Genomic DNA, 8,924 nt, shown 5'->3' on the forward strand with positions numbered 1-8,924 from the left:
GCGGCCGCGGCCCGACAGTTTCAGGCGATGCACCTTGCCGATAACGGCATTGCGGCTCACACCGCCGAGCTGCGCGGCGATCTGGCTGGCGCTGAGACCCTCCGACCACAATTTCCTGAGAAGTTCGACTCGCTCGTCAGTCCAGTTCATGAGACCGCGCTCCTGCTGAGGCGTGCGGCGGTCAGAATCCTTTCCCGAGCCGGCTCTCGCCGGGCAAACGACACCACATGTACCGGGTGATTAGATCCGCCGCACGAAATCTAGTTATTTCTCGACTACAATTACCTTATGCGCTGACTCGGTGACAAGAGTCCCCAGGGCAACACCGATTCGGTTTTTACGGTTTTCCCCAACTTGCCCAACCGCTGATGGGCCGGCGTGGCGCTGGAGCCTTGCCGCGCGCTTCTGCGCGACCTTTTCGTTGACTTCATGGCCGAAAAACATGATAAGCCGCAAAGGCCGCCGCATTGGCGGCTTTTTTGATTTCCGGTTCCGGAGACGCATATAATGAGCGGTTCGGCGCTTTACGAGACTTTTGCTCGCGCACCCCTGGCCTTCGACCGCGGGGAGGGGACCTGGCTGGTCACCGACAAGGGCGAGCGATATCTCGACTTCGCCGGCGGCATCGCCGTGAACTCGCTGGGCCACAGCCATCCGCATCTGGTCGCGGCGCTCACCGGGCAGGCGGCCAAGCTGTGGCACGTCTCCAATCTCTACGAGATCCCGGAGCAGCGCCGGCTGGGCGAAAGGCTGGTCGATGCAACCTTCGCCGACAAGGTGTTCTTCACCAATTCGGGCGCCGAGGCTCTGGAATGCGCCATCAAGTCGGCCAGGCGCTATCAGTTCGTCAAAGGCCATCCGGAGCGTTTCCGCATCATCACTTTCGAGGGCGCCTTCCACGGCCGCACGCTGGCGACGATCGCCGCCGGCGGTCAGTACAAATATCTCGAGGGTTTCGGTCCGAAGGTCGAGGGCTTCGACCAGGTCGCGTTCGACGATATCGATGCCGCCGAGAAGGCGATCACACCGGAAACCGCGGCTATCCTGATCGAACCGGTGCAGGGCGAGGGCGGCATCCGCCCGGTGCCGACGCAGTCGTTGAAGCGGATTCGGCAACTCTGTGACCGGCATGGCCTGCTTCTGATCTTCGACGAGGTCCAGTGCGGCATCGGGCGCACCGGCAAGCTGTTCGCGCATGAGTGGGCGGGCGTCACGCCTGACCTGATGGCGATCGCCAAGGGCATCGGCGGCGGTTTTCCGATGGGTGCCTGCCTCGCAACCGACGACGCGGCGGCTGGCATGACGGCCGGCGTGCACGGCACCACTTTCGGCGGCAATCCGCTGGCGATGGCGGTGGGCAACGCCGTGCTCGACGTCGTGCTGGCCGACGGCTTCCTCGAGGACGTTCAGCGCAAGGCATTGCTGCTGAAGCAAGGACTGGCGGCGGTCGCCGACGAATTTCCCGAGGTCATCGAAGGCATCCGGGGAAGCGGGCTGATGCTAGGGCTGAAATGCGCCATGCCCAACGCCAAGGTTAACATGGCGCTGCGCGACCAGCACTTGCTTGCGGTGCCGGCGGGCGACAACGTCATCCGGCTTTTGCCGCCGCTCACCGTCACCGACGAGGAGATCGGGGAGGCGCTGAAACGCATTCGGTCGGGCGCCAAGGGCCTGACCGACGCGATTACGGCCGAAGCCGCGAAGTAGTTCTGGAATCTGCCGATGAGCGTTCGTCACTTCACCGACCTGTCCGCCGTTTCCGCAGGCGATCTGCGCGTCATGCTGGACGATGCGATGGCGCGAAAGACCAGGCTCAAGGCCGGCGAGCGTTCGAAGCCGCTCGAGGGCAAGGTGCTGGCGATGATCTTCGACAAGCCTTCGACGCGCACGCGCGTTTCCTTCGACGTCGGCATGCGCCAACTCGGCGGCGAGACCATCATGCTGACCGGCACCGAGATGCAGCTCGGCCGTTCTGAAACCATCGCCGACACCGCCAAGGTGCTGTCGCGCTATGTCGATGCCATCATGATCCGCACCACCTCGCATGACCGGTTGCTGGAACTCACCGAAAACGCGACCGTGCCGGTGATCAATGGGCTGACCGACGATACCCATCCCTGCCAGCTGATGGCCGACATCATGACCTATGAGGAGCATCGCGGTCCGGTGGCCGGCAAGACCTTCGCCTGGACAGGTGACGGCAACAATGTGCTGCACTCGCTTCTAGAAGCCTCGGCGCGGTTCCGCTTCAACCTCAATGTCGCCGTGCCGGAGGGCAGCGAGCCGTTCGAGAAATATGTCGACTGGGCGAAGGCCAATGGCGGCAAGGTGAGGTTTGCCGGCTCGGCCGAAGAGGCCGTCGACCAGGCTGATTGCGTCGTCACCGACAGCTGGGTGTCGATGGGCCAGGAGCATCGCGCCCGCGGCCATAACGTCTTCCTGCCCTACCAGGTCAACGCCGCGCTGATGGCGAGGGCGAAGTCCGACGCGCTTTTCATGCACTGCCTGCCTGCGCATCGCGGCGAGGAGGTCACCGACGAGGTGATCGACGGACCGCATTCGGTGGTCTTCGACGAGGCCGAGAACCGGCTGCACGCCCAGAAGGCGGTGCTGGCCTGGTGCCTGGGCGCTTGACCGGGGTCGACTTGATCCGCGCCAACTTGATCCCGGGATGTGTGATGCCTATTTGCGGGCCATCACTGAAATCGAACGCGCTTCGACCCATGCCGCCTGGAAAGCGGGATGGATGCGCCCCGGAGTTTTGTCATGCTGGAAACGCTTTCCTTGGCTGAGCATCAACCCAAACTCGGCGAATTCGGCTTCGCAGGCGACGACCATGTCGTGCCTTACGAAGTAGCGCCCCTGGATGTGCGCGGCCGCACGGTGCAGCTCGGGCCGATGCTCGACGCCATTCTCAGCCGCCACGATTATCCCGAGCCGGTCGCGCGCCTGCTGGCGGAGGCCTGCGTGCTCACCGTACTGCTCGGCACGTCGCTGAAATTCGAGGGCAAGTTCATCCTGCAAACCCGCACGGACGGACCGGTCGACATGCTGGTGGCGGACTTTACCACGCCGCATTCGTTGCGCGCCTATGCGCGCTTCGACGCCGACCGGCTGCAGGCGCTGATTGCCTCGGGCGAGATCTCGCAGGAGAAGCTGCTCGGCACCGGCGTCCTGGCCCTGACCATCGATCAGGGCGCGCACACGCAGCGCTATCAGGGCATCGTCCAACTCGACGGCACATCGCTGGAAGAAGCCGCGCGGACCTATTTCCGCCAGTCGGAGCAGATCCCGACCGATCTGAGGATGTCGGTTGCGAAGCTGGTGACCCCGGGCCCGGGCGGGGCCCGCGAGCAATGGCGCGCCGGCGGTATCCTGGCGCAGTTCCTGCCGCAGGCGCCCGAACGCATGCGCGTGCCCGACATTTCGGGCGGGGATGGCGATCCACGAGACGTGACGCACGAACCGGCCGACAATTCCTGGCGGGAACTCTTGGCGCTGCTCGGCACCATCGAGCCGACCGAGCTCATCGATCCGACGGTGGGTGCCGAGCGGCTGCTCTACCGGCTGTTCCACGAGCACGGCGTGCGCGTCTTCCGCGGTGTGCCGGTCGCCGATCAGTGCTCCTGCTCGCGCGACAAAATCCGAGGCATTCTCGAAGGCTTCTCGGCCGAGGAGATAAAGGACTCGACCGAGGACGGCGGTATCCATGTCGCTTGCGAGTTCTGCTCGACGCAGTACGACTTCGATCCGGCGGAGTTTGCGGCGGAGTGAGAAAGCTCCGGCTCCTCGCCCCCGCTTTGCGGAGGCGGGGAACTCGAGTTCTTTAATTCACCGTCCTTTTCGTCCCCGGCATATCGAGCGAGAAAGCCGGAATGGCGACGTCGAACGTTTCGCCGCGGCCGTTGCGCATCGTGTAGCGGCCGACCATGATGCCGGATGGCGTCGAGAGCGGGCATCCCGACGTGTACTGATAGCTGTCGCCGGGGTTGAGCTCCGGCTGGTCGCCGACCACGCCCTCGCCGCGCACTTCTTCGACTCGGCCACGCCCGTCGGTGATGTGCCAGTAGCGCGACAGAAGCTGCACGAACTCGTCCGACCGGTTGTCGATCGTCACCTGGTAGCCCCAGACATAGCGGTTTTCGGACGGATCGGAACGGTCCTCCAGATAAAACGGCCTGACCTGCACTTCGATGTTGCGCGTCACGGCGCGATACATGAGCCACTCCGGTGCCGCAGGGAACATTTTACCGCGCTTCGCGGTTCTACCTCCGCGGCGTCGCCAGCCTGCCGGCTTTTCCACCGCAAGTGCCGACAAACAATGTCATTTAAGTGACACATGACAATGTTGGTGTGCACAAACCGTGCGGGCGACTCGGGCGCTTTGTCGAGTGATGAAACGGCCTCGGGCGGCCTTTCCGGAGTGACCAGATCTCGATGGAACTGACCCTCGCAGCCGCCTTTGCCTCCTCGGCCCTTCTTTTTTCCAACCTTGCCAGCATCCTGCTCGCGTCGTCGCGGCTGAAGGCTCGTTGCGCCATTCCCGCGCCCTCCGGCGGCCTGTCGCCTGTCTCGATCGTCGTGCCGTCGCGCGGTGTGGAGCCGTTCACGCAGGAGACGCTCGACCGCGCCTTCTCGCTCGATTGGCCGCGCTACGAACTGATCTTCTGCGTCGCGCACGCCGAAGATCCCGTGGTCAAGCTGATCAACGCCGCCATCGCGAGATTTCCGAATGTTCCGGCGCGGCTCCTCGTCGGCGATGACAGGATCAGCGCCAATCCCAAGCTAAACAACTGCATCAAGGGCTGGCAGGCGGCGCGGCACGACTGGGTGATCCTCGCCGATTCCAACGTGCTGATGCCCAAGGACTATGTCCAGCATCTGATGGCGGCCTGGGGGCCGGACACCGGCCTCGTCTGCTCGACGCCGATCGGCTCGCGTCCGAACGGTTTCTGGGCCGAGGTCGAATGCGCCTTCCTCAACACGCTGCAGGCGCGTTGGCAATATGCCGGCGAAGCGCTCGGCCTTGGCTTCGCGCAGGGCAAGAGCATGCTGTGGAACAAGCCGATGCTGGATGCAAATGGCGGCATCCAGGCTTTGGCCGCCGAGATCGCCGAGGACGCGGCGGCGACCAAGCTGGTCAACAGCCTTGGCCTTCGGGTCAATCTCGTGGCCGCGCCCTTCGAGCAGTCGCTCGGCCAGCGCACGCTCGCCGAAATCTGGTCGCGCCAGGCGCGCTGGGCGCGGCTGCGCCGCGTCACCTTCCCATTGTTCTTCGCGCCCGAAATCCTGACCGGTGTGGTCGTGCCGCTGCTTCTGGCGCTGATCGCGGCGGCAAGCGCCGGTGTCAGCCTGCCCACGACCGCGCTCTGCGTGCTGGCGATCGCCTATGTGCCCGAATGCATGCTCGCCTGGTCCAAGGGCTGGCATCTGTCGCCGCGCAGCGTCACCGCGATGATCGTGCGCGACGCGATGCTTCCCGCCATCTGGGCGCGCGGCTGGCTTGGCGGGGCCGTCGAATGGCGTGGCAACGCAATGACCATCCGCAACAGCGGGATGACTGAACTCGAAGAGATTGCTTGAGCCGGCTGCGGCTCAAGCGCCCTCTTTGCCGCCGTGGCGGTTCATTCCTTCGCCGCCTTCAGCGCCTGTTCGATGTCGGCGAGCAGGTCGTCGGTATCCTCCAGCCCGACGGAGAGCCTGAGCGTGCCTGGTCCGATGCCGAGCTCGGCGCGGGCCTCGTCAGTGAGGTTTTTGTGCGTCGTCGTCGCCGGATGCGTGATCAGGCTCTTTGCGTCGCCGAGGTTGTTCGAGATCAGCACGATGTCGAGCGCGTTCTGCAAGGCGAAGGCCGCCTGCTTGCCGCCCTTGACGTCGAGGCAGATCAGCGTCGAGCCGCCCGACATCTGCTTCCTGACGATATCCGCCTGGGGATGGTCGGCCCGGCCCGGATAGATGACGCGGGCGATCTCCGGCCGGCCAGCCAGGAAGTCCGCGATCTTGCCGGCGCTTTCGGTCTGGTGGCGCACGCGCAGCGGGAGCGTCTCGAGGCCTTTCAGCAGCGTCCATGCGTTGAATGGGGACAGGCTCGGGCCGGTGTGCCGGAAATAATCGTGCAGGTTCTCGTCGATCCACTTCTTGTCCGACAGGATGACGCCGCCGAGGCAGCGGCCTTGTCCGTCGATGTGCTTGGTCGCCGAGTAGACCACGATATGGGCGCCGAGCTGCAGCGGCTTCTGCTGCAGCGGCGTGGCAAAGACGTTGTCGACGATCACGCGTGCGCCGATCGAATTTGCTAAAGCGGCGACAGCGGCGATATCGACCACTTCCAACGTCGGGTTGGTCGGACTTTCCAGGAAGAACAGCTTGGTGTTCGGCCTGACCGCTTTTTCCCAATTGGCAATGTCGGTGCCGTCGATCAGCGTTGCCTCGATGCCATAGCGCGGCGCCAGCGTCTCGACTACCCAGCGGCAGGAACCGAACAGGGCTCGCGCCGCAACGATGTGATCGCCGGCCTTGACGCTGCAGAGCAGGGCGGCGGACACGGCGGCCATGCCGGAAGCGGTTGCACGTGCGTCTTCCGCGCCTTCCAGCGCGCACATGCGCTTCTCGAACATATCGACGGTCGGGTTGGCGTAGCGCGAATAGATGAAGCCGGGTTCCTCGCCCTTGAAGCGGGCCTCCGCTGCCTGGGCCGTCTCGTAGACATAGCCCTGGGTGAGATACATCGCCTCGGCGGTCTCGCCGAAGCCGGAACGCAGCGTCCCGCCATGCACGAGTGCCGTCTGAGGTTTCCAGTTACGCGTCTTGGTCATCGCCCTGCTTCCAAACACAAAAAAACCGGCCGCGACGTCGCAACCGGTCCATACGGCCTTGCGGCCCGACGGTCCTTTAGCGACTTGTTTAACGTGGCTGCAAGCCGACCGGCCAAATCACCACGGGATAACGACCCTTTAGACCTCGCCCGCGCTTGCGTCAATTGCCGGCTTGATTAAGAGGGTTGTACCAGGCAGCCTCCGCAAAAGTGTCCCGCGGTTTTGCGACAGGAAACTGCGACGACAATGACTTCGCCCGGAGCCAGACATTGCGGCAGACAGGCATTCTTCCGGATCAGGACATCGCGGCGCTCTTCCAGTCGGGCGCGCTGAAGTCGCCGCGCGCGCTCGACACCAACCAGATCCAGCCGGCCAGCCTCGATCTCAGACTTAGCGACAAGGCCTTTCGCGTGCGGGCTTCCTTTCTGCCCGGTCCCGATCATCTGGTGGCCGACAAGCTGGACCGGCTGAAGCTGCATGAGATCAACCTTGCCGAGGGCGCGGTGCTGGAGACGGGCTGCGTCTACATCGTGCCGCTGCAGGAAAGCCTGGCGCTGCCGGCGGAAGTCTCGGCTTCGGCCAACCCGAAGAGCTCGACCGGACGGCTCGACATTTTCACGCGTGTCATGACCGACCGCGGCCATGAGTTCGATAAGATCGCCGCCGGCTATCATGGCCCGCTCTATCTCGAGGTCAGCCCGCGCACCTTCCCGATCGTCGTGCGCGCCGGCTCGCGCCTGTCGCAGATCCGCTTCCGCACCGGCAATGCCGTGCTGTCGGAGAATGAGTTGCGTGACCTCCATCACGCCGAGATGCTGGTTGCGACCGAGCCGCCCAACATCTCCGGCGGCGGCATTGCGCTCTCTATCGATCTCGACGGCGACAAGGACGGCCTGGTCGGCTATCGCGGCAAGCACCACACCGGCCTCGTCGACGTCGACAAGCGCGCCGCTCAGGATGTGGTCGACTTCTGGGAACCGCTCTACAAGAGCGGGGCCGGCGAGCTCGTGCTCGACCCGGACGAGTTCTACATCCTGGTCTCTCGCGAAGCCGTGCACGTGCCGCCGCTCTATGCCGCCGAGATGACGCCTTTCGATCCGCTGGTCGGCGAGTTCCGCGTCCACTATGCCGGCTTTTTCGACCCGGGCTTCGGCCATTCCGCCGCCGGCGGCAGCGGCAGCCGCGCGGTGCTTGAAGTGCGCAGCCACGAGGTGCCGTTCATCCTCGACCACGGCCAGATCGTAGGCCGCCTCGTCTACGAGCATATGCTGAAGCGGCCGCAGGCGCTCTATGGCAGCGAGCTGGGTTCCAACTATCAGGCGCAGGGGCTGAAGCTCTCCAAGCATTTTCGCGCCGCGCGCTGATCGCCAGGCTGTGCTTGCCCGGCCTCGCGCGCCGTGCTTGGCTGCGTCTGAGCATGTAGCACCTGAACCCAAGGGGATGAAAATGCAGATATCCAGATGGATCCTGTCGGCTGCGGCCGCCGCCATGCTGGCGCTCGGCGTCGGTTCGGTAGACGCGGCCGAAAAGATCAAGATCGGCACCGAGGGCGCCTATCCGCCCTTCAACACCATCACGCCGGACGGCAAGGTGGAAGGCTTCGACATCGACATCGCCAATGCGCTCTGCGCGCAGATGAAGATCGAATGCGAGATCGTCACCCAGGATTGGGATGGCATCATTCCGGCCCTGCAGGCCAAGAAATTCGACGCCATCATCGCCTCGATGAGCATCACCGAGGAACGCAAGAAGCAGGTCGCCTTTACCCACAAATACTACACCACGCCGCTTGCGCTGGTCGCCCTGAAGGACGCCGATATCGCCTCGACCGAGCCGGCCTCGCTTGCCGGCAAGACGGTCGGTGCCCAGGCCTCGACCACCCAGGCCAACTACGCCCAGGACGTCTACGCCAAGGCCGGCGCCGAGGCGAAGCTCTACCCGACCCAGGAAGAGGCGGTCACCGATCTGCTCAACGGCCGGCTCGACGCCGTCATCTCGGACAAGTTCGTGCTGGTCGACTGGATGAAGAAGGCGAGCGACGGCTGCTGCAAGCTGGTGGGCGACGTCAAGGGCACCGAGACCGAGGCCGGCATCGCCGTGCGCCTGGAG

9 protein-coding genes and 1 riboswitch are annotated in these 8,924 nt (G+C 64.4%); of the genes, 6 read left to right on the top strand and 3 right to left on the bottom strand.

The window, feature by feature from the left end; all coding sequences use genetic code 11:
- On the bottom strand, positions 1–150 hold a 150-nt coding region (locus EOA60_RS08910), incomplete at its 3' end, for a GcrA family cell cycle regulator (protein WP_281060730.1).
- A gap of 357 nt (positions 151–507) precedes the next feature.
- Between EOA60_RS08910 and EOA60_RS08915 the strand changes: the two genes are divergently transcribed.
- The 3 genes from EOA60_RS08915 (at position 508) to EOA60_RS08925 (ending at position 3,774) form a co-directional block, all read left to right on the top strand.
- On the top strand, positions 508–1,707 hold the full coding sequence (locus EOA60_RS08915) for an aspartate aminotransferase family protein (RefSeq protein ID WP_067322728.1): 1,200 nt from the start codon (positions 508–510) through the stop codon (positions 1,705–1,707).
- A gap of 15 nt (positions 1,708–1,722) precedes the next feature.
- Positions 1,723–2,634 carry an ornithine carbamoyltransferase gene (argF, locus tag EOA60_RS08920; protein ID WP_095799366.1) on the top strand — a complete coding sequence of 304 codons (912 nt, stop codon included), beginning with the start codon at positions 1,723–1,725 and terminating at the stop codon, positions 2,632–2,634.
- 108 nt (positions 2,635–2,742) lie between these two features.
- A complete protein-coding gene (locus EOA60_RS08925) occupies positions 2,743–3,774 on the top strand; it encodes an Hsp33 family molecular chaperone (protein ID WP_082953802.1) in 1,032 nt (343 codons plus the stop codon).
- Between the two features lie 52 nt (positions 3,775–3,826).
- Here the strand turns inward: EOA60_RS08925 and apaG are convergent, their stop codons facing one another.
- Positions 3,827–4,219 carry a Co2+/Mg2+ efflux protein ApaG gene (gene apaG, locus EOA60_RS08930; RefSeq protein WP_067322738.1) on the bottom strand — a complete coding sequence of 131 codons (393 nt, stop codon included), beginning with the start codon at positions 4,217–4,219 and terminating at the stop codon, positions 3,827–3,829.
- A 218-nt stretch (positions 4,220–4,437) separates the two neighbouring features.
- Between apaG and EOA60_RS08935 the strand changes: the two genes are divergently transcribed.
- Positions 4,438–5,583 (top strand): ceramide glucosyltransferase, encoded by a 1,146-nt coding sequence (locus EOA60_RS08935; protein ID WP_127335167.1) that lies wholly within the window; start codon positions 4,438–4,440, stop codon positions 5,581–5,583.
- A gap of 41 nt (positions 5,584–5,624) precedes the next feature.
- On the opposite strand, the gene EOA60_RS08940 is transcribed toward EOA60_RS08935, so the two are convergent.
- A complete protein-coding gene (locus EOA60_RS08940) occupies positions 5,625–6,815 on the bottom strand; it encodes an O-succinylhomoserine sulfhydrylase (RefSeq protein ID WP_067322744.1) in 1,191 nt (396 codons plus the stop codon).
- Positions 6,816–6,871: 56 nt separating this feature from the next.
- A riboswitch (SAM riboswitch) is annotated at positions 6,872–6,949 on the bottom strand.
- Positions 6,950–7,084: 135 nt separating this feature from the next.
- Here EOA60_RS08940 and EOA60_RS08945 point away from each other — a divergent pair.
- Positions 7,085–8,179 carry a 2'-deoxycytidine 5'-triphosphate deaminase gene (locus tag EOA60_RS08945; protein ID WP_067322878.1) on the top strand — a complete coding sequence of 365 codons (1,095 nt, stop codon included), beginning with the start codon at positions 7,085–7,087 and terminating at the stop codon, positions 8,177–8,179.
- Between the two features lie 82 nt (positions 8,180–8,261).
- Positions 8,262–8,924: transporter substrate-binding domain-containing protein (locus EOA60_RS08950; protein WP_128311253.1), on the top strand; the 663-nt coding region annotated here is incomplete at its 3' end.

This window comes from Mesorhizobium sp. M1A.F.Ca.IN.020.06.1.1, from assembly GCF_004023265.1.
Lineage (GTDB): Bacteria > Pseudomonadota > Alphaproteobacteria > Rhizobiales > Rhizobiaceae > Mesorhizobium.

Coding starts and splice junctions, on each gene's coding strand:
- EOA60_RS08925 (WP_082953802.1), top strand. CDS start 2,743: ATGGATGCGCCCCGGAGTTTTGTCATGCTGGAAACGCTTTCCTTGGCT.
- EOA60_RS08915 (WP_067322728.1), top strand. CDS start 508: ATGAGCGGTTCGGCGCTTTACGAGACTTTTGCTCGCGCACCCCTGGCC.
- apaG (WP_067322738.1), bottom strand. CDS start 4,219: ATGTATCGCGCCGTGACGCGCAACATCGAAGTGCAGGTCAGGCCGTTT.
- EOA60_RS08935 (WP_127335167.1), top strand. CDS start 4,438: ATGGAACTGACCCTCGCAGCCGCCTTTGCCTCCTCGGCCCTTCTTTTT.
- EOA60_RS08940 (WP_067322744.1), bottom strand. CDS start 6,815: ATGACCAAGACGCGTAACTGGAAACCTCAGACGGCACTCGTGCATGGC.
- argF (WP_095799366.1), top strand. CDS start 1,723: ATGAGCGTTCGTCACTTCACCGACCTGTCCGCCGTTTCCGCAGGCGAT.